General features: G+C 41.6%; 18 protein-coding genes, 1 pseudogene and 1 riboswitch. All 19 genes and pseudogenes read left to right on the top strand.

Annotated features, from left to right (window positions below; genetic code table 11):
- The first annotated feature begins 25 nt into the window (after nucleotides 1–25).
- The 19 genes and pseudogenes from R8695_RS13875 to R8695_RS13785 all read left to right on the top strand — a co-directional run bounded on the left by R8695_RS13875 (nucleotide 26) and on the right by R8695_RS13785 (nucleotide 20,949).
- Nucleotides 26–1,366, top strand: coding sequence for a TrkH family potassium uptake protein (locus R8695_RS13875; protein ID WP_118511133.1), 1,341 nt, complete (start codon nucleotides 26–28; stop codon nucleotides 1,364–1,366).
- Between the two features lie 13 nt (nucleotides 1,367–1,379).
- Complete coding sequence (locus tag R8695_RS13870) at nucleotides 1,380–2,027, top strand: potassium channel family protein (RefSeq protein WP_118511131.1); 648 nt, start codon at nucleotides 1,380–1,382, stop codon at nucleotides 2,025–2,027.
- 21 nt (nucleotides 2,028–2,048) lie between these two features.
- On the top strand, nucleotides 2,049–2,591 hold the full coding sequence (locus tag R8695_RS13865) for a LysR substrate-binding domain-containing protein (protein WP_118511129.1): 543 nt from the start codon (nucleotides 2,049–2,051) through the stop codon (nucleotides 2,589–2,591).
- An 89-nt stretch (nucleotides 2,592–2,680) separates the two neighbouring features.
- Entirely contained in the window at nucleotides 2,681–5,380 is a 2,700-nt protein-coding gene (locus R8695_RS13860) for a sensor histidine kinase (protein ID WP_154779628.1), read from the top strand.
- Nucleotides 5,373–6,074 carry a response regulator gene (locus tag R8695_RS13855; RefSeq protein ID WP_006427007.1) on the top strand — a complete coding sequence of 234 codons (702 nt, stop codon included), beginning with the start codon at nucleotides 5,373–5,375 and terminating at the stop codon, nucleotides 6,072–6,074. The genes R8695_RS13860 and R8695_RS13855 overlap by 8 nt, the downstream gene beginning before the upstream one ends.
- A 328-nt stretch (nucleotides 6,075–6,402) precedes the next feature.
- Nucleotides 6,403–6,953 (top strand): annotated as a pseudogene (locus R8695_RS13850) (IS110 family transposase); the annotation flags it as partial.
- Nucleotides 6,954–7,040: 87 nt separating this feature from the next.
- Nucleotides 7,041–8,633, top strand: a complete 1,593-nt coding sequence (locus R8695_RS13845) for a DUF1002 domain-containing protein (protein WP_154779669.1) — start codon at nucleotides 7,041–7,043, stop codon at nucleotides 8,631–8,633.
- A complete protein-coding gene (locus R8695_RS13840; protein WP_243139443.1) occupies nucleotides 8,602–9,156 on the top strand; it encodes a GNAT family N-acetyltransferase in 555 nt (184 codons plus the stop codon). The genes R8695_RS13845 and R8695_RS13840 overlap by 32 nt, the downstream gene beginning before the upstream one ends.
- Before the next feature lie 388 nt (nucleotides 9,157–9,544).
- Nucleotides 9,545–10,747, top strand: coding sequence for a class I SAM-dependent rRNA methyltransferase (locus R8695_RS13835; RefSeq protein WP_154779629.1), 1,203 nt, complete (start codon nucleotides 9,545–9,547; stop codon nucleotides 10,745–10,747).
- A gap of 17 nt (nucleotides 10,748–10,764) precedes the next feature.
- A complete protein-coding gene (locus R8695_RS13830) occupies nucleotides 10,765–11,271 on the top strand; it encodes a flavin reductase family protein (protein WP_154779630.1) in 507 nt (168 codons plus the stop codon).
- A gap of 28 nt (nucleotides 11,272–11,299) precedes the next feature.
- Nucleotides 11,300–11,710, top strand: coding sequence for a hypothetical protein (locus R8695_RS13825; RefSeq protein WP_118511119.1), 411 nt, complete (start codon nucleotides 11,300–11,302; stop codon nucleotides 11,708–11,710).
- 1 nt (nucleotide 11,711) lies between these two features.
- Nucleotides 11,712–12,557 (top strand): DUF5685 family protein, encoded by an 846-nt coding sequence (locus R8695_RS13820; protein WP_118511117.1) that lies wholly within the window; start codon nucleotides 11,712–11,714, stop codon nucleotides 12,555–12,557.
- Nucleotides 12,550–13,194, top strand: a complete 645-nt coding sequence (locus tag R8695_RS13815) for a J domain-containing protein (protein WP_118511115.1) — start codon at nucleotides 12,550–12,552, stop codon at nucleotides 13,192–13,194. The genes R8695_RS13820 and R8695_RS13815 overlap by 8 nt, the downstream gene beginning before the upstream one ends.
- A 102-nt stretch (nucleotides 13,195–13,296) precedes the next feature.
- On the top strand, nucleotides 13,297–14,283 hold the full coding sequence (locus R8695_RS13810; protein ID WP_118511113.1) for a diaminopimelate dehydrogenase: 987 nt from the start codon (nucleotides 13,297–13,299) through the stop codon (nucleotides 14,281–14,283).
- A gap of 239 nt (nucleotides 14,284–14,522) precedes the next feature.
- On the top strand, nucleotides 14,523–15,995 hold the full coding sequence (locus tag R8695_RS13805) for an N-acetylmuramoyl-L-alanine amidase family protein (protein WP_118511111.1): 1,473 nt from the start codon (nucleotides 14,523–14,525) through the stop codon (nucleotides 15,993–15,995).
- Between the two features lie 358 nt (nucleotides 15,996–16,353).
- A complete protein-coding gene (locus R8695_RS13800) occupies nucleotides 16,354–17,799 on the top strand; it encodes a C40 family peptidase (protein ID WP_118511109.1) in 1,446 nt (481 codons plus the stop codon).
- Between the two features lie 208 nt (nucleotides 17,800–18,007).
- Nucleotides 18,008–18,200, top strand: a riboswitch (cobalamin riboswitch).
- A gap of 264 nt (nucleotides 18,201–18,464) precedes the next feature.
- Nucleotides 18,465–18,764, top strand: coding sequence for a cysteine-rich small domain-containing protein (locus R8695_RS13795; RefSeq protein ID WP_118511108.1), 300 nt, complete (start codon nucleotides 18,465–18,467; stop codon nucleotides 18,762–18,764).
- A 216-nt stretch (nucleotides 18,765–18,980) separates the two neighbouring features.
- Nucleotides 18,981–19,418, top strand: coding sequence for an RbsD/FucU family protein (locus tag R8695_RS13790; protein ID WP_118511106.1), 438 nt, complete (start codon nucleotides 18,981–18,983; stop codon nucleotides 19,416–19,418).
- Nucleotides 19,419–19,791: 373 nt separating this feature from the next.
- Entirely contained in the window at nucleotides 19,792–20,949 is a 1,158-nt protein-coding gene (locus tag R8695_RS13785; RefSeq protein WP_118511104.1) for a substrate-binding domain-containing protein, read from the top strand.
- Nucleotides 20,950–20,996: the final 47 nt, after the last annotated feature.

The following is a 20,996-nucleotide window of genomic DNA, read 5'->3' as shown; positions in this document are numbered from 1 at the left end:
AAATTAAGATTATGGGGATATAGTTATGCAACAGACAAACAGATCAAGACATCGACATATAACATCATTTCAAGTGATTAGTTTAGGGTTTTTATCCGTGATTCTCTTAGGCAGTCTGCTTTTGATGCTGCCGATTGCTACAAAAAGCGGTCAGTGTACCTCCTTTTTGGATGCTTTGTTTACCGCAACTTCTGCGGTTTGTGTGACGGGACTGGTTATTAAGGATACGGCAACCTACTGGTCTTTATTTGGCCAAGGAGTTATTTTACTGCTGATTCAAATCGGAGGTATGGGAATTATTACGATTGCTATTGCGATTGCTGTTGTTTCCGGACGCAAAATCGGGTTGATGCAGCGAAGTACCATGCAAGAGGCAATTTCGGCTCCAACGGTGGGTGGTATTGTGCGGAGAACGCAATTTATTATTCGGACTACTATTCTTATCGAAATCATTGGTGCGGTTCTTTTAGCCCCTGTTTTTTGCAGGGACTTTGGGTTTTGGAAAGGAATATGGTATTCACTGTTCCATTCTATTTCTGCTTTTTGCAATGCAGGATTTGATCTAATCGGTATAAGAACTCCTTTTTCCTCGTTGACCTCTTATTCTGTACAGCCGATTGTAAATCTTGTAATTATGATGCTGATTATTGCAGGAGGTATTGGATTCCTTACCTGGGAGGATATAAAGAATCATAAATGGCATTTAAAAAAATACCGGATGCAAAGCAAGGTGATTTTTATGGTAACAGGAATATTGATATTCTTACCGGCTCTTTACTTTTTTTATTTTGAGTTTTCAAATGTGCCTCTTACAGAAAGAGTATGGGTTTCTTTGTTTCAATCCGTTACGCCGAGAACAGCAGGATTCAATACGGCAGATTTGACTTTACTCAGTGAAGTTGGGCAAATGCTTATCATTATGCTGATGCTCATCGGTGGCTCGCCCGGTTCCACTGCAGGTGGAATGAAAACGACAACTCTTGCAGTTCTCGTTTCATCGGCATTATCTGTATTTAGAAAAAAGGAACACACCCATTTTTTCGGCAGACAAATTCCGGATGACACGATCAGAAATGCAGCTACGATTTTTTTGATGTATATCGTTTTATTCCTTGTCGGAGGAATGGTAATTAGCAGAACAGAAGATATTCCACTTATGACCGCTTTGTTTGAGACGGCGTCGGCAATCGGGACGGTAGGGTTATCGTTGGGAATAACTCCTGACCTGGGGCTTGTTTCCCATATAATCTTGATTTGCCTGATGTTTTTTGGCAGAGTGGGAGGATTGACCTTGATTTTTGCTACCATTTCTGAAAAAAAGCTTAACGTTTCAAAATATCCTCAGGAAAAAATTACAGTAGGTTAAGGAGAATAAAAAAATGAAATCAATATTACTTATCGGTCTGGGAAGATTCGGACGGCACATTGCTATAAAATTAGATGAATTGCATCATCAGGTGATGGCGGTAGATAAAGAAGATACTCGAGTTGATGCTGTACTTCCCTTTGTAACTAACGCTCAGATTGGGGATGCGACTAATGAGGCTTTTTTAAGTTCGCTTGGTGTTGGAAATTTTGATGTTTGTATTGTGGCTATCGGAGATAACTTTCAGAATTCATTGGAAGTAACGTCCCTTTTGAAGGAACTCGGTGCAAAAATGGTGGTGTCTCGTGCCGCTCGTGATGTTCATGCAAAATTTCTTTTACGAAACGGCGCAGATGAAATTGTTTATCCCGAAAGGCAGCTTGCCGATTGGGTTGCGATCCGTTATAGTGCTGATCATATTTTCGATTACATAGAACTAGATGAAGAACATGCAATCTTTGAAATATCTATACCGGGAGAATGGATAGGAAAAACAATCGGTCAGTTGGATATACGAAAAAAATATAACATCAATATTATGGCGCTGAAAACAAATGATATTATGAATTTGAAAATAAGTTCCGATACGCAGTTGTTAAAGGGCAGTACCATGCTTGTTCTTGGGGAGACGAAAAATATTCAAAAATGTTTTCATATTTAATTTTTGAAAGAAGTTGGTGATATGAAAGACTTTGTTTTACTTATAGTGGTATTGGCAGCATTTATTTATGTTTATTTTCTTATGGAAAAGCTGGATAAATTTCTCAAGGAAAATCAATCCCAAAAACTTATTTCGGATTCTAAGCTCAGGATTGGATTTGAAACACCTGCAATCATAGATTCTATTGCAGATCTATTAGAACAATTTTCAAGCGAATACCCAAACTATGAGCTGAACCTGTTCTACGGTTCTGTAAGTGAAATAATAAATGGGCTGGGAAATAATAAACTTGATTTTGGCTTTATCATAGAAAATTCCAACGATATTTTGAAAGATGAGTATTGTTCCTTATCCCTTCAAATAAAGCAAAGTGTTATTACTCCAGGCTCTATAGACATTGCGGTACATCCCATCAACACGATTGAGAAACCAGCGAGAGTGATATGGCAAAATGACATTAATTGTATGAAGGGCCTATTTGTCGAAAAATTGCGTGATTTTTCGGAGCGTTTTCTGCTTTCGGCTACACGCCCGAATGGAAAAAAAGAAGAAAAGGTGTTATAATCTTTATGCGATTTTAATGTCAGTGCTAAAATGCTTTTCTGAAATTTACGTATTATTCTTATAATGTTTTTGTACAAGGAGATGACCGTATGAGTGAAAGCAGACACAATCCGGATCAGTTATTAAAGGAAATCCAAGCTGATGAAGAAAACCGTAATAAAGGACATTTGAAAATCTTTTTCGGATATGCAGCTGGTGTGGGTAAAACCTACGCAATGTTAGAAGCAGCTCATATGGAAAAACAGCAGGGAATTGACGTGGTAGCCGGTTATGTAGAACCCCACGCATGTCCAAAAACAGCAGCTCTTTTGAATGGCTTAGAAGTTCTTCCTACAAGAGAAGTTTTTTATAATGGTATGATACTGAACGAATTCGACATTGGCATGGCGTTGAAAAGAAAACCACAGCTTATCCTTGTAGATGAACTTGCGCATACGAATGCCGAAGGATGCCGTCATGCAAAACGGTATCAGGACATTAAGGAACTTTTGAATGCAGGGATTGATGTCTATACGACTGTCAATGTTCAGCATATTGAAAGCCTTTGTGATACAGTTGCATCCATTACGGAAATTGTTGTACGGGAACGCATCCCGGATTCTATTTTTGATAATGCAGATCAGGTTGAATTAATAGATATTGAACCACAGGATTTGATCAACCGTTTGAATACAGGAAATGTATACAGACAGACACAGGCAAAACAGGCAGTAGAAAATTTTTTTACAATAGAAAATTTGACAGCTCTCCGGGAGATTTCACTGCGGCGATGTGCAGACCGGGTGAATATCCTCACAGAAAATACCCGCATAAAAAATCATGGAGATTATCACACAGGCGAACATATTCTTGTATGTCTATCTTCTTCTCCATCCAATGCGAAAATTATCCGTACCGCCGCAAAAATGGCTTCTGCTTTTAAAGGGGAGTTTACGGCTCTGTTTGTAGAAACCCCAGATTTTTCGGTGATGAGCGAGGAAAATGTAAAACGCCTGCGTTCAAATATTTGTCTTGCTGAGCAGCTTGGGGCAAAAATAGAAACAGTTTACGGAGAAGATGTTCCGTTTCAGATTGCGGAATTTACTCGTTTGTCCGGTGTGTCAAAGATTGTGATCGGACGTAGTTCTGCTACAAAACGGCATTTGCTCAGCAAACCGACCCTGACAGAAAAATTGATTGATTATGCCCCTAACCTGGATGTGCATATTATTCCGGATACGGTTTCTAATGCGGCAGTGTATCAGTTAAGAGGGGGCAGGAAAAAGAATCATATCGTATTCTCTGTCACTGATACATTAAAATCTACTGCGATTCTGATTTTATCCAGTTTAGTCGGAATGATTTTCCAGAAATTTGGATTTGACGAAGCAAATATCATTACTGTTTTTGTTTTAGGTGTTCTTGTCACCGCTGTCATCACGAAACATCAGATATACAGCCTAATTTCCTCGATTGTAAGTGTTTTGGTCTTTAGTTTCCTGTTTACGGAACCTCAATTTACCTTGCAGGCGTATGATCAGGGTTATCCTGTTACCTTTATTATCATGTTTTTGGCGGCATTTTTAACCGGTTCTCTTGCTATACGGATTAAAAACCAAGCAAAACAGGCGGCACAATCTGCTTACCGTACCAAAGTGTTATTTGATACAAACCAGCTATTGCAACAGGCAAAAGATAAAAATGAAATTGTATCTGCAACTTCAAATCAGCTCATTAAACTCTTGGGAAAAGATATCGTTTTTTATTTAGCTGATGGAGAAGTGTTGGATACGCCGCATATTTTTTCTGTAACTGAAGGAAATTTGGAATCGTGTATTTCCGAAAATGAAAAGGCCGTTGCCGGCTGGGTATTGAAAAACAATAAACGTGCCGGAGCTACAACAGGAACGCTTTCCAATGCAAAATGCCTGTACCTTGCTGTTCGCAGTAGCAGTATGGTATATGGAGTTATTGGAATCGTGATGGGGGAAATACCTCTTGATCCATTTGAAAATAGTATTCTACTATCCATTCTCGGAGAATGTGCCCTGGCTTTGGAAAATGAGAAAAATGCCCGTGAGAAACAGGAGGCGGCCATTCTTGCAAAAAATGAACAGTTGCGAGCGAACCTGCTGCGTGCTATTTCACATGATTTGAGGACACCGCTGACATCCATTTCTGGTAATGCCAGCAATCTTTTGTCCAACGGCGATTCCTTTGATAATGATACAAAAAAGCAGCTGTACATGGATATTTATGATGATTCCATGTGGCTGATTAACCTTGTAGAAAACTTGCTGGCTGTAACCCGGATTGAAGAAGGACGGTTGAATCTCCGTATAACGGAAGATTTGATGGATGACGTGATCACAGAAGCGTTACATCATATTAACCGAAAGAGTGAAGAACATCATATTTCCGTTGAAAGCAAAGAAGAATTTCTTCTTGCAAAAATGGATGCAAAGCTTATTGTTCAGGTAATCATCAATATTGTTGATAATGCTATCAAATATACACCTAAAAACTCTCATATTGTTATTCGGACAGAAAAGCGGGGAAAACAAGCAATCGTATCTATATCGGATGACGGAAACGGAATTGCTGACGAAATAAAGCCACGGATATTCGACATGTTCTATAGCGGTGCAAATCAAATTGCAGACAGCCGCCGAAGTTTAGGACTCGGATTATCTTTGTGCAAGTCCATTATTAACGCCCACGGCGGAGAACTTACTGTTTCAGATAATCTGCCGCACGGAACAGTATTTACATTTACATTACCGGCAGGGGAGGTCAAAGTATATGAATAAATCACTAATATTAGTTGTAGAAGATGACACATCTGTCAGAAATTTAATTACAACAACCTTAAAAGCGCACGAATACCGATATCTGACGGCACCCGATGGTCAATCGGCAATTTTAGAAACATCTTCACACAATCCTGACATTGTTTTACTTGATTTAGGACTTCCTGATATAGATGGTGTTGAGATTATAAAAAAAATCCGTACTTGGTCAAACATGCCAATTATCGTAATCAGTGCTCGCAGTGAAGATACCGATAAAATTGATGCGTTGGATGCTGGCGCAGATGATTATTTAACAAAGCCATTTTCTGTTGAGGAACTGCTTGCCAGACTACGAGTCACGCAAAGAAGGTTATCGATGATGCAAAAAGTATCCCCTGCCGAAGCGGTTGTTTTTGTAAACGGAAAACTTCGTGTAGATTATGCTGCAGGTTGTGCTTATTTGAATGAAGAAGAGTTGCATTTAACACCTATTGAATATAAGTTGCTTTGCCTGTTGACAAGAAATATAGGAAAAGTTCTGACCCATACTTTCCTTACGCAAAGCATTTGGGGAAGTAGTTGGGATAATGATATTGCTTCCCTTCGTGTGTTTATGGCAACACTTCGTAAAAAAATCGAGAAAGAACCGAACTCTCCACAATATATCCAAACACACATTGGCGTGGGGTATCGGATGCTGAAAGTTGATTGAACTTCGCAACACCATAGTTAAAGTTGGAATATAAGCTGTAGATCTGTATAAGAGACCCGTACGCACAGTTCAATGGGAGGGGCGAGAAAATATATTCTTCCTCTTCCTGTTAAATAACTAGACACAGACGGCAACTTTTAAATTTCCTCTAAGAGAGGGCTATTTAAGTATCGCTATCCTATTATGGGAGCACTTTACAAAACAATCGAATGTCGTCAGGTTGCAACCAGAAATGAAAAAATTGCAACTTTCCAAAACCGACAAACTTTGTTTTATTGTGTGGCAGTTCAGTCAATGGCTTCTTATCTTTTACGAAAGGAGCTACGCTATGCAAGTTACTTATCCAACCTGCTGTGGTGTCGATGTTCACAAATCTTTTCTCGTTGCCACAATCATTAAAACTACTAGTGGTTTTGAACCTTCCTATCAAAAGAGGCGTTTTTCTACATTTAACAATTCTATTTTAGAATTCAAAACATGGCTTCTAAAAAATGACTGTCATGATGTCTGTATGGAATCCACCGGTAAATACTGGGTTCCTGTTTTTAATTTTCTTGAAGATGATATCAATGTCACCATTGCCAATCCCAAATGGGTAAAAGCTGTTAAAGGGAACAAAGATGATACCAAGAATTCTAAATGGATTGGAGATTTGTTCCGTCTTGGACTTGTGAAAGGCAGTTACATTCCCGGCAAGTCAATCCGTATTCTCAGAGAATACACTAGATATCGTTGCAAGCTTGTTTCTTGCCGTTCAAGTGAAAAGAATAGATACCAGAATGCTCTTACTGTTTGTAATGTTGCATTAGATTCTGTTGTATCCGATATCTTTGGGAAGTCTCCACATCCATTATTGATTATCTGCTTGAACAATCAGGGTTACAAAATATCTTTAGAGTATGCTATAATAGATTCACCAAACGGGAAAAGGGAAAAAATTTTCAACATATACAGGGAGGTTATATTATGAAAAAAGCGAAAGCACTGGGTGCATTACTCTGCAGCGCATGTCTGGCAGTTGCCGGAACTTCACTGCCGGCGATGGCAGATTCCATGAAGGTTGTTACACTGGGGGCGGATCTGACAGATGCACAGAAGAATACAATGATGAAATATTTTAACGTAGACAGCAGCCAGGTACAGATCCTGACCATCACCAATCAGGATGAGAGAGATCATTTAAGTGCCTATGTTCCTATTGAACAGATCGGAACCAGAACTGTAAGCTGTGCTTACGTAAAGCCAACACAGTCCGGCGGCATTAAGGTACGTACTGCCAACCTGAACTGGGTAACCTGCAATATGATTGCCACTTCACTTTCCACCTCAGGTGTTAAGAACTGTGAAGTAGTAGCTGCCTGCCCGTTCGAAGTTTCCGGTACAGGAGCCCTGACCGGTATCCAGATGGCATATGAGACAGCTACAGGGGAAGAACTTGACAGCGCGAAGAAGGAACTGGCCACAGAGGAAATGGTAGTAACCGGAAATCTGGCTGATGAGGTGGGTAAGAATGATGCCACCACAGTTATGAACAATTCCAAGATGCAGGTGATCAGGGATAATGTCCAGAATGCAGATGACATCTATAATATTGTAGTAAATGTGGCACAGCAGAACAATGTAAACCTGGATTCTGACCAGATTGATAAGATCGTGTCACTTCTTCAGCAGATCGCACAGCAGGATTACAATTATGATGATGTAAAGGCGACTCTGGAGCAGGTAGACCAGAATACATCAGAAAGCAGTGATGACATTGGAGATGTGGCAGACGAGGAAGACGATACTGTGAATGCAGGAGATTCTGCAGATGACATTTTAAACAGTGTGGATAACAGTGCACTGGGCGGAGATGTAGTGGAGAGTTCTACAGAGAATCCGTCTCTGGAACAGGATACAGGAATGGACACAGACACTTCAGACGCTGACAGCGAAACAACAGACGACGGTACTTTTGACAATACGGATGAAGATGAAGTGATCTACGATGAGAATACAGATGACAGTACTGACGGAGATACAGAAGACAGCTCAGATGCCAGCCTGGATGAGAATACAGAAGATGGATCTGATGATACACAGGATGCTGACTCCTCATCTTCAGAGGAACTGGATACTGCTTCCCTGACAGACGATCAGATGCTGCTGTTCAATCAGGCAGAGACATTCTGCAAGGGTGAATATGAAGGTGATGTGGATTCTCTTCATACTGCAATGGGAGATGATACAGCAGAGAATTCCGTAGTTCTTGATGCAGAGAACGGTGCAGCCCTTACGAAGGAAGTGGAGAAAGCATATCTGAAGATCCTCACTGACGGCACAGATTCCTATGAAGCAGACGGAACAGAAATGTATATGACCACAGAGCTGAACATGCTTGACAGATCCATGAAAGAGATCTTCGGAATCTCGGAAGGATCCCAGGCAGGACCGGAACTGTCCGAACTGACAGATGATGAGAGACAGAGCCTGTATAAAGATACCATGAAGTTCTTCGAGAAACTCTACAATGAGAGCACAGAGACTTATGACACAGAAGATGCATCAGGTGAAGAGTAAAGTAGGAAATGCGCGGGATATTTTCCTGATCAGGCAGGCCACGCAGGAGGATGTTCCTGGGATCATGGATATTATGGCAGAAGCGGCAGCAGACCAGGAACATCCGGACTGGTTCGTTTCTGATGATGAAGCTTATGTAAGGGAACATATTTCAGAACACGGATATACGATCGTAGCTCGGACTGTTGATGGACAGACTGCAGGATTTTTTATCGTGAAATATCCTGAGGGAGAAGACAATTTGGGACATTATCTGGATATGGAAGAAGAAGCACTTGGTCAGGTGGTTGTGATGGATTCAACTGTAGTATGCAGTGATTATCGTGGGGCAGGACTGCAGGGAAGGATGCTGCAAGCAGCAGAAGCACGGATAGATAAAGAAAAATTTCATTATCTCATGTGCACCATCCATCCGGATAATCAGTTCAGCAGACAGAATATGGAGAGCCAGGGCTACGAAGTGAAAAAGATTACCAAATGTTATGGCGGTCTGGACAGATGCATTCTTGTAAAATGCATTTAACCAAATCAAGTAAGTCCCCTGCTTCAATTGTGAAAAGCAATAAGCAGTGGGTGGGGACTTGCTTGTATCAGGAGGAGTGAAGCTCCTTCTGATAAACTGCGGAGCAGTTATTTGGTTATGAGCAAGTAGCGAAGCGGATTGCGAATATCCGCTTGACTCAAATCAAGTAAGTTCCCTGCTTCAGACAGCCAGGTGCGGTTTATCTAAACAGATGCTGAAAAAAGAATAAAGAAATCAGAAACAGCCTGTGAAATTTCCGTGATTTCACAGGCTGCTTTGCGTAACCGGTAGAAAAATAAAAACAGATGTGTTAAAATGTATCGTAAATTATTTCTGATAAAAAAGAAACAAGAGATGTAAATCGTAACAGGGAGGAATAAGGATAAATATGGGAATGGCAGTGGTAACGCTGAAAAAAGGAGAAGGAAGACTTCTGAAATCCGGCGGAATGTGGATTTTTGATAATGAGATAGATACGATCATGGGAAGCTTTAGCAACGGAGATCTGGTTCTGATACATGACTTCGATGGATATCCGCTGGGAAAGGGATTTATAAATACCAATTCCAAAATTACAGTACGTCTTCTCACAAGAGATGAACATGTGGAGATTGATGAAGCATTTCTGGAGAAGAGAGTGCGGGATGCATGGGAATACCGTAAGAAAGTTGTAGATACAGGAAGCTGCAGACTGATTTTCGCAGAGGCAGATTTCCTTCCCGGGATCGTGGTGGATAAGTTCTCTGATGTGCTGGTTGTACAGTCACTGGCTCTGGGAATCGATCGTTTTAAAGAAACAATTATAGAACTTCTGAAGAAAGTTCTGGCTGAGGACGGCATCCAGATCCGTGGTGTTTATGAGAGAAGCGATGTGAAAGTCAGAAAGCAGGAAGGCATGGAGCTGGTGAAGGGCTTCATCGGACCGGAGTTCCCTACACTGGTACAGATCGAAGAGAACGGCGTCAAATATGAAGTAGATGTAAAAGACGGACAGAAAACAGGATTTTTCCTGGATCAGAAATATAACAGACTGGCGATCCAGAAATTATGTAAGGGAGCCAGAGTGCTGGATTGCTTTACCCATACCGGATCTTTCGCACTGAATGCAGGGATTGCAGGTGCTGCAAGTGTTACAGGTGTGGATGCTTCCCAGCTTGCAGTGGATCAGGCCACAGACAATGCTGCACTGAATGGCTTATCCGACACTGTGAAATTTATCTGTGAGGATGTATTTGAACTTCTCCCTGAACTGGAAGAAAAGGGAGAGAAATTCGATGTGGTCATCCTGGATCCCCCTGCATTTACCAAGTCCAGAAATTCCATAAAAAATGCAGTAAAGGGTTACCGTGAGATTAATCTCCGTGCCATGAAACTTGTGAAGGACGGCGGTTATCTGGCAACCTGTTCCTGCTCTCATTTCATGGATTATGAACTTTTTACCAGAACCATCGGACAGGCTGCGAAGAATGTACACAAACGCCTTCGTCAGGTGGAATACAGAACCCAGGCACCGGATCATCCGATCCTGTGGGCAGCAGATGAATCTTACTATCTGAAATTCTATATTTTCCAGGTATGTAATGATAAATAGGAAAGTGAGGAATAAAAATGAGTTTTAAAGAAGTGAATCCATCAGAACTGAATATGAATCCGTTTACAACTATCGGAAAGGACTGGCTGCTAATCACAGCAGGTAATGAAGAAAAATGCAATACCATGACAGCAAGCTGGGGAGCCATGGGTGTAATGTGGGGAAAAAATGCAGTAACTGTATACATTCGTCCACAGAGATATACCAAGGAATTTGTAGACAGAGAGGATACATTTACAATCTCTGTTCTTGGTAAGGAGTACAGAAAAGCACTGAATTACTGCGGAACTGTATCAGGAAAAGGATCAGATAAGATCAAAGATGCAGGGCTGACTCCGTATTATACAGACGGAACAGCAGGGATCGAAGAAGCAGATATGATCATGGTATGCAGAAAAATGTATCATGACGAGATCAAACCGGAGTGTTTTGACGCACCGGAAAACGACGGAAAATGGTATCCTGAGAAAGATTATCATACCATGTATATTGCAGAAGTTCTGAAAGTTCTTGTAAGAGAGTAAGACAGGAAAGGTCAGAAAAGAGGAAATAATGAGAGATAAAATAAACAAATTTATGCAGGGACGTTACGGTGTGGACCAGTTTGCAAGGTTCACACTGGGTGTTGCGCTTTTTCTGGTAGTAATAGGATCTTTTATGAGACGAAGTGCTGTCGGTGGAATTCTGGACATGCTGGGATTTATACTGATCATTTACACATACTACCGTATCCTTTCCAGAAATGTTTCTGCACGTTACAGTGAAAATCAGAAATACCTGGCACAGACACAGAAACTGCGCAGCAGATTTAACAGGGAAAAGAGTATGATGGAGCAGAGAAAAACACATCATATCTATACCTGCCCGGGCTGCGGACAGAAGATCCGTATTCCCAGGGGAAAAGGTCAGAAAGTAGAGATCGAATGTCCCAAGTGTCATGAGAAATTCATAAAGAGGAGATAAAATGTTTGGTTATGTGGTGATGAACAAACCGGAGATCCGTTTTAAGGATTTTGACCTGTACAGATCCTTTTACTGCGGATTGTGCAGAGAACTGAGAGAGAAATACGGAATATCCGGTCAGATATCCCTGACCTATGACATGACATTTGTAGTTATTCTGCTCAGTGCCCTTTATGAGCTGCCTACGCTGAAGGGAACTACCCGCTGCGTGATCCACCCGGTACAGAAACAGCAGGTAAGAAAGAATGCCGCTACAGAATACGGCGCTGATATGAACATCCTTCTTACTTATTATAAATGCAGAGACGACTGGGAAGATGAGAAAAAGGCTGCAGCACTGGGATATGCGAAGATCCTTCAGGGCAAAAATAAAAAACTGAGCCGGCATTATCCGGAAAAGGCAGCGAAGATCCGGCAGCTTCTTCATGAACTGTCGGCAATGGAGCAGGCAGGGGAAAAGGATATAGACAGGATGTCCGGCTGCTTTGGCAGGATCATGGAAGAAATCCTGGCATGGAAACCGGATGTCTGGGAGAATACCCTGAGACGGATGGGATTTTATCTGGGAAAATTTATCTATCTTCTGGATGCCTATGATGATGTGGAAAAAGATGTGAAAAGTGGAAATTACAATCCCTTTTCAGAGAAATATAAAATGAAAGGGTTTGACGGGCAGGTACAGCAGCTTCTGATCATGATGATGGCACAGACCTGCAGAGAATTTGAGAAGCTTCCTATTATACAATATACGGATATTCTGAGAAATATTCTTTACTCCGGTGTGTGGTGCCGTTTTGAAGCCATCCGGAAACAGCGGAAGGAAGCAGGGGAGAGAGAACATGATTGATCCGTACAGTATACTGGGAGTGGACAGAAATGCATCAGATGATGAGATAAAAAAGGCCTACCGTAAGTTAAGCCGTAAGTATCATCCGGATGCCAATATCAATAATCCGAATAAAGAGCAGGCAGAAGAAAAATTTAAACAGGTACAGCAAGCATATGAGCAGATCATGCGTGAAAAAGAGCAGGGCAGCGGATATGGCAGCTATGGCGGCGGATTTGGTGGATTCAGTGGTTTTTCCGGACAGACAGAAAACAGCTATCAGGATGAAGAAGCCATACGCAGACAGGCAGCAGCCAATTATATCCAGAGCGGTCATTACAGGGAAGCTATGAATGTACTGCAGTCTCTGGAACAGCGTAATGGACAATGGTATTATCTGTCCTCCATGGCGAATATGGGCCTGGGAAACAATGTAAATGCCTTGAACGATATCCGGGAAGCCGTGCGCCAGGAACCGGATAATGCACAGTACCGGATGCTTCTTCAGCAGATGGAGGGCGGAGGAACCTGGTATCAGGAAATGCAGAATCCTTTTGGCGGCATGCCCACTGGAGGGGATGATTACTGTATGAAACTCTGTCTGGCGAACCTTGCCTGCAGTCTGTGCTGCCCGGGAGGTGGCGTGTTCTGCTGTTGACAGGATTTTGAAGGAAAATATAAGTTTGTAATTGACAACTCTCTTTTGAAAGACTACTATATTAAAGTGGTGATTGAATAAAGACCAGAGGAGGAAAATATAATGAGTATTCGTATTGGTATTTTAGGCTATGGCAACCTTGGCCGTGGTGTAGAGTGTGCCATCAAACATAATCCGGATCTGGAGCTTGTGGCAGTGTTCACACGCCGTGATCCTCAGACAGTAAAGGTCCTTACAGAAACAGCTTCTGTATATTCTGTAAATGACGCGGAGAAAATGAAAGACAAGATCGATGTTCTGATCATCTGCGGAGGAAGTGCTACAGATCTTCCGAAACAGACCCCTGAATATGTAAAATATTTCAATGTTATTGACAGTTTTGACACTCATGCAAAGATCCCGCAGCATTTCGAAGCAGTAGATAAAGCTGCCAAAGAGAGCGGACATGTAGGAATCATCTCTGTTGGCTGGGATCCGGGAATGTTCTCCCTGAACCGTCTTTATGCAAATGCGATCCTGACAAACGGAAAAGATTATACATTCTGGGGCAAAGGTGTCAGCCAGGGACATTCTGATGCTATCCGCCGTATCAAAGGCGTAAAAGACGGAAAACAATATACAATCCCTGTAGAAGCAGCTCTGGAAGCTGTACGTAACGGAGAGAATCCGGAACTTACAACCAGACAGAAACATACCAGAGAGTGCTTCGTAGTAGCTGAAGAAGGCGCGGATCTGGCTCAGATCGAGAATGAGATCAAGACAATGCCGAACTATTTCGACGAATATGATACAACTGTACACTTCATTACAGAGGAGGAACTGAAACGTGACCACAGCGGAATCCCACACGGCGGATTCGTGATCAGAAGCGGTAAAACAGGATGGAATGATGAGAACAGTCATGTGATCGAATACAGCCTGAAACTAGATTCCAACCCGGAATTCACGTCTTCTGTACTCGCTGCCTATGCAAGAGCTGCATACCGCATGAGCAAAGAAGGACAGACAGGTGCCAAGACCGTATTTGATGTAGCACCTGCATATTTAAGTGCCGCAGACGGAGCAGAACTGAGAAAACATCTCCTGTAATCACGAAAACAGATTTCGGAAAGTATGTAAAAAGTATGAAAAGAGGCAGGGCTTTTTGTGAGCTTTGTCTCTTTTTTATAGAAAAAAATTGTGATTATTTAGTGAATATTTAACATAATTTTACTTGTATGTTGACGGACTATTCAAGATGTAATATAATAGGGTCATAGAAACGTAACAACATTGTAAAAAAATATTATCTTATCAGATAATAAAAATGAAAGAAAAGGAAGGTATATATGCAAAACGTTAACAAGAAGTTTAGAAGCTGGGGGATACTTCTGCTCCTGTTGTTTTTTGCTGTAGGGGTATCTGTACTTTTTAATGCTTCAGATGTGCAGGCGAAGACGAAGACCGGCTTTGTAACCATTAATGGCAAGTCATATTACATAAAAGAAGACGGTTCCAAGCTGAAAGGATGGCTGGAGCTGAACGGAAAGAAATACTATTTCAATAAGAGTACGGGCGTACAGGTAAAAGGATGGGTCAAGAACTCCAAAGGCCAGAAACGTTATTTCAGCAAGGGCGCAGGCGTGATGCTTACCGGATGGGTAACGGATTCCAAGGGCCAGAAGAGATATTTCAATACCAGAACCGGTTACATGCAGACAAGATGGCTCACATTGAAAGGCAGGAAATATTATTTCTACAGCCAGAGCGGCGTAGCTGCATGTAAGACATTCCTGACAGACAGTAAGAAAAATACAAGATATTTTACAAGTGCCTGCTATATGCTCACAGGATGGGCGAAGAATTCCAAGAATGAATCCAGATACTTCGAATCATCCGATGGTATTATGGCCAAAGGTTTTACAACCCTCAGTGGAAAGACCTACTATTTCAATACCCGCAGCGGTAAGATGGTCACAGGCTGGAAGACGATTAATTATAATAAATACTATTTTGATAAATCTACTGGTGTGATGGCTACCGGAGAGGTGACTATTAACGGCAAAAAGTATAAGTTTAATTCAAATGGTGTTATGATTGATACGACCAGTCCTACGGGCACAAAGACCATTAAGAACTATCTGGCAGGTGCACTGCAGCCAGTAGGAAAGGCTCTGTATGTATGGGGCGGCGGATGGAATGACTCCACCAGAAAAGGCATCAGTTCCACGATGACGAATTTCTATAACAGCCAGAGCAGCAGTTATGACTATAATAATTACAGAGATTTAAGTACAGCAAACAGAGCGAAAGGATTTGACTGTTCCGGTTTCGTGGGATGGGCAGCATATCAGATCATGCAGTCCAAGTCCGGTATCGGAAGCGGTTATACAGTAGTATCAGGAGAAATCGGAAGCCTGTATAAGTCCAATGGATGGGGAAGTATTCGCACACAGGCGAACCTGGCAAGCAGCAACTGGAAAGTATATCCAGGTGATGTTGGATATGACAGCGGTCATACATGGATCATTCTGGGACAGTGCAAAGATAAGAGTGCAGTGATCGTTCACTCTACACCGAATGCAGGTGTACAGATTTCAGGTACCCCGACACCAAGTGGAAGCTATTCCAGCCAGGCGATCACACTGGCTCAGAAATATATGTCCAGATATGCCGGATATACCAAATATGATTACCATACTTCCAGTGGTAACTATATCCGAAGAGGTAATTATTTCAGATGGAACAGAAGCACTCTTTCTGATCCGGATGGATACCTGAACATGACAGCAGATCAGATTCTTGCAGATCTTTTTAACTGAATCAGGTAAATCTCCTGCTTCAGCCGGAAACATCTGACTGATTTAAGAAAATGTAACAGAAATAAGATAATTAAGAAAACGGTTTCCCATGGGAAGCCGTTTTCTTGTGTAAAATTCCTGATTGATTTCAAAAAGGTTACTAAATGTTACAGAAATTTAAACTTTTTCCTGGATAAACCTTGCGTTTAGCGTAATTATATGTTAATATATACGGGAATTGAATTAGATATTGCAAAAATATTACATGATAGAAAAGAGATGGTTACTGCTTATACGCCGAAATCCGTAGCATACCGAGAGAAATGTCTTGTCGGGCATGGAGTGAACAGTAACAAGAAATATGAAAAGGTGAGAGGTCATGAAGAAAAGAATTGTATGTCTGACATTGGCGCTTATGATGAGCACAATGCAGGTTGTCAGTGTAAGCGCATCCAGAGAAGATGAATTAAGAGAAGAGCAGGCGATCACAAGCCAGCAGCTTGATGCTACCTATTCCCGTATGGATGAGCTGGCAAATGCGAAAGCACAGCTTGAGAGTGAAATCTCTGAACTGGATTCCAGCCTTGTGAGCGTAATGGTTTCCATTGACACTCTTAAGAACGATATTGATAATAAAGAAGTAGACATTATTAAAACCAAGCAGGATCTGGCGAAAGCACAGAAAGCCCGTGATACACAGTATGAGAACATGAAGAAACGTATCCAGTGTCTGTATGAACAGGGCGGAGACACTGCATGGTTCCAGATGATGTTGAATTCAGAGGATCTCAGTGATCTGCTCACAAGAGCTGAGAATACACAGCAGATGTATGAGCAGGACAGAAAGAACCTGGATAAATATGTAAATACTATTGAAGAAGTAAAGAATCTGAAAGCTCAGTATGAATCAGATAAAGCAGAACTGGAAGAAATGAAATCTTCTTATGAAGAACAGTCCTATGTACTGCAGTGTCAGATCGACGAGAAAAAATCTGCATCCGCAGACTATGAGAACGAGATCGCATATGCACAGCAGCAGGCTACAGAATATGCCAACCTTCTTGCAGAACAGACAGCAGAGATCGAGAGACTGGAAGCTGAGAGAATTGCAGCAGAGGAAGAGGCAAGACGCCAGGCTGAAGAAGAAGCAGCAAGGCAGGCGGCTGAGGCAGCAGCTGCAGAAGCAGCTGAAGAAGAAGCAGAAGCTGAGGAAGCAGACGAAGAAACTTCAGATGATGTAGAATATGATGAAGATGGAAATGTGATCGAAGATACAGAAGATACTTCAGATGATGTGGAATATGACGAAGACGGCAATGTGATCGATAACACAGATTCCTCTGAAGATGATACAGAAGAAACTTCTGACGATGTGGAATATGACGAGTACGGAAACGTGATCGATTCCGATAACACAGTATCCCAGGAGGAATATGAAAGCCAGCAGTCCGCTTCCAGCTCAGAAAGCTCTTCCTCTTCAGGATCAGGATCTGCTGTAGTGGATTACGCTACGCAGTTCGTAGGAAATCCGTATGTATGGGGTGGAACAAGCCTTACAAACGGTGCTGACTGCTCGGGTTTCGTACAGAGTGTATATGCCAACTTCGGTGTAAGCCTTCCGAGAACATCTTATGAACAGCAGAATGCAGGTACAGAAGTATCCTACGCAGATGCACAGCCAGGAGATCTGATCTGCTACGGCGGTCATGTAGCCATTTATATGGGCAACGGACAGATCGTACATGCGTCTAACTCCGTAGACGGTATCAAGATCAGTGATAATGCAGCATACAGAACAATTGTATCTGTAAGAAGACTGGTATAAAAACAAACACATACAGGGCCATGGAGATCACATATTCTCCGTGGCCTTTTTATGTCATAAGAAATTACTTCATAATGTTTCTGTGACATAAGAATCTCTCCGACAGGATCCTTTTTGTATTCTGAAAAATCATATAGGAAAATCGTATAAAACATTGATAAATAGTTGACATTCCGCAGAGTTAGTGTTACTATAACGTCAGTATAATTCCATACAGAACATATTAAGTGCTGATACCGTAAAAGAAACGGTACAGAGAGAGGGAATCAGGTGAGAAACCTGAGCGATCCGGTCACTGTAACAGAGGAGCGAATCTCGAGAATCCATTGTGCCATAGCATGAGAAGGAGAGAGGAGCGATGAGCCTGGAGCCAGGAAACCTGCTTGGTATGGCGAGGTTAAACTTCCGTGTAAAGTGTAACAACCAACTCCGTTGAATCCGCAGCTTCGGAGTGTTGTCTGCTTTTCGATGAAGGCAGACATTTTTTATGGAATGCGCCTGTTCTTTATGAATTATACATGATTAAATGGCAGGCGATACTACTTCGGATTTATTCGTTCCCTCCGCGCACTCATGAACGGATTTTTATTCTACCCCGGAGTAGCATCGCTCCCTCTTTTTTTAGGAGAAAATAAAAAGCGCGGCTACAGAAGAAGGAGACGAAGATGGATAAACCGTATTGGGAAGGTAAGGAGTATTCTTATTTCAGCCATAAGAAGTGTGAATTTTTTCCATGTCATAAAGGTGCGGATCCGGAAGATTTTAATTGTCTGTTCTGCTATTGTCCATTATATGCACTTGGAGATAAATGCGGTGGAAATTTCCGGTATACAGATACAGGACTGAAGGACTGTACGAACTGCCAGCTTCCTCATAAACGCAGGAATTACGGCTATGTAACAGGTAAATATCAGGAACTTGCAGAAATGATGAAAGCTGTAAAGAATAATCAGACAGAGAAATAAATTACATTGAAATATATGAGAAAGATAAAAGAACCGACGGATTTTCCGGTGAGGTTCTTTTTTTGTGAAAAAAGTGGACTTTTAATAAAAAAAGAAACAAAAGTAGTAAAAAAGCAACAAATATAAAGAGAAAAAATTGGTAAAACATGTCAATTGACTGAAAATAACAGACGGACGTACAATGGTAACAGAAGAATAAAGAAAGGTCGTGAATATATGTTAAGAAACATACCGCCAATCCTCTCACCTGAGCTCCTGAAGGTTCTGGCAGAAATGGGCCATGGAGACAGACTGGTGATCGGAGATGCCAATTTTGCAGCTGCATCAATGGCGAAAAACAGTATCCTCATCCGCTGTGATGGATTAAAGGCAACAGAACTTATGGATGCCATCCTGACACTGATGCCGCTGGATGATTTTGTAGACAAGCCTGTAATGATCATGGACAAAGAGCCGCGTCATGCTGACCTGGAATGCCCTGTATGGGACGAATTTAAACAGATCGTTGCCAAATATGATCCCAGAGGTGCAGATGCCTGCGGAATGATCTCCAGAAAGGATTTCTATAAAGAAGCGAAAGAAGCCTATGCAGTGATCGCCACTACGGAAACTGCATTTTATGCATGTACAATATTGCAAAAAGGCTGCCTTTGATAAAATACAACAAAAACGGAAAAAAAACAACATATCATCCAAAATAGCAGATATCTGTACAGATAACTGCTATTTTTAATTATAAAAAGATTGAAAATTAATTAACAATATAGAATTTGTGCGAAAAAAACAAAGCGAAAATTAGCACATATGCACAAGGATAGCGCCTTGTTCGGTGATTTTGACTTAGAAATACAGATAAAAATTGGAATTTTTGTTCAAAACATAAAGACGATAATTGGATAAAAGTACTAAAAAGCAAAAAAACGAACAAAATGACACATTAGTATGTTTACAAAATTGGTAATATGTGTTAATATAAACTCACAAAAACAAAAAAGCTTCGGCAAAATACCTAAAAAGGAGGAATATCATGAAGAAAAAATTAATCGCAGCGTTACTCTCAGCAGCTATGGTGGTTTCAGCAGTACCTGTATTCGCAAGTGATGCGGCAGCAGACGAGGAAACAACAGAGAGCAGTACCGAATCTCCGGTAGCGGGCAAGAAGATAGCATATATCATGTACATGTCATCAGCAACTATCTTCCAGATGTGGTCGGATTCATTTACCGCAACAGCAGAGAAACTTGGTATGGAAGCAAGCACATTCTTCTGCAACGATAATGCAGATACATGGAAGAGCACCATTGAGCAGTGCGCACAGGGCGGATATGATGGATTAATGGTTTCTCATGGCGGTCAGGAATATGCTTATGATTTCCTGTCAGGAATTCTGGAACAGTATCCGGATTTAAAGATTGTTACATTTGATACCCCGTTTAAAGATGCAAACGGTGAAACTGCTAAGATCGATGGTGTTACACAGTTCTTCCAGCAGGATGCAGGATTTGCAGAATCTCTGGTTCAGACTATTCTCGATATGTATCCGGAGAAAACAGAAGCCGGCGAGCCTGTAAACATTCTTCAGGTTCAGCAGGGTGCTGGATATAACAGCCCGTTTGACCGTCGTCAGACAGGTTATGAACCATTTGAAACAGATGGAAAGATTAAGACTGTTGAAAGAATCGCACCGATCGATGATCAGAATGCTACATCATCCATGCGTGACGTTACAGCAGCTACATTACAGAAATACAGTGCAGACGAGATCGATGGTATCTGGTGCTGCTACGATGCATATGCACAGGGTGTATATCAGGCATTGCGTGAAGCAAACTCCGATATCCCAATGGTATCTGTAGATATCTGTAATGAAGATATTCAGTTCATGCAGGAAGGAAAGAACTGGAAAGCCTGCGCTACTACAAACTGGACATCTAACGGAGAATTTGCATGCCGTGTATTAGCACTTGAGATGGCAGATCAGTATGATGACATTGCAGCAGCTTCCTGCTACTATGAAGATCCGGGTGCATGGATGGAAATTCCTTCAGTTATCGTTACCCAGGAAATGGTTACTTCTAAGGACGGCATAAATATTGAAAACCTGGCAGAAGTTGCTGGAGAAGATTACTCCGATACTTCCTGGATGCCTACATGTGACTGGATGGAAGCAACACTTGGACACTAAGCCTTTAGGGAGAACAGTATTTAATACTGAAAATATCTAAGTAAAGT

This window comes from Blautia luti (genome assembly GCF_033096465.1).
GTDB classification, from domain to species: Bacteria; Bacillota; Clostridia; order Lachnospirales; family Lachnospiraceae; genus Blautia_A; species Blautia_A luti.
The sequence above is the reverse complement of the archived record's forward strand: the minus strand, read 5'-3'. Positions and strand labels throughout refer to the sequence as shown.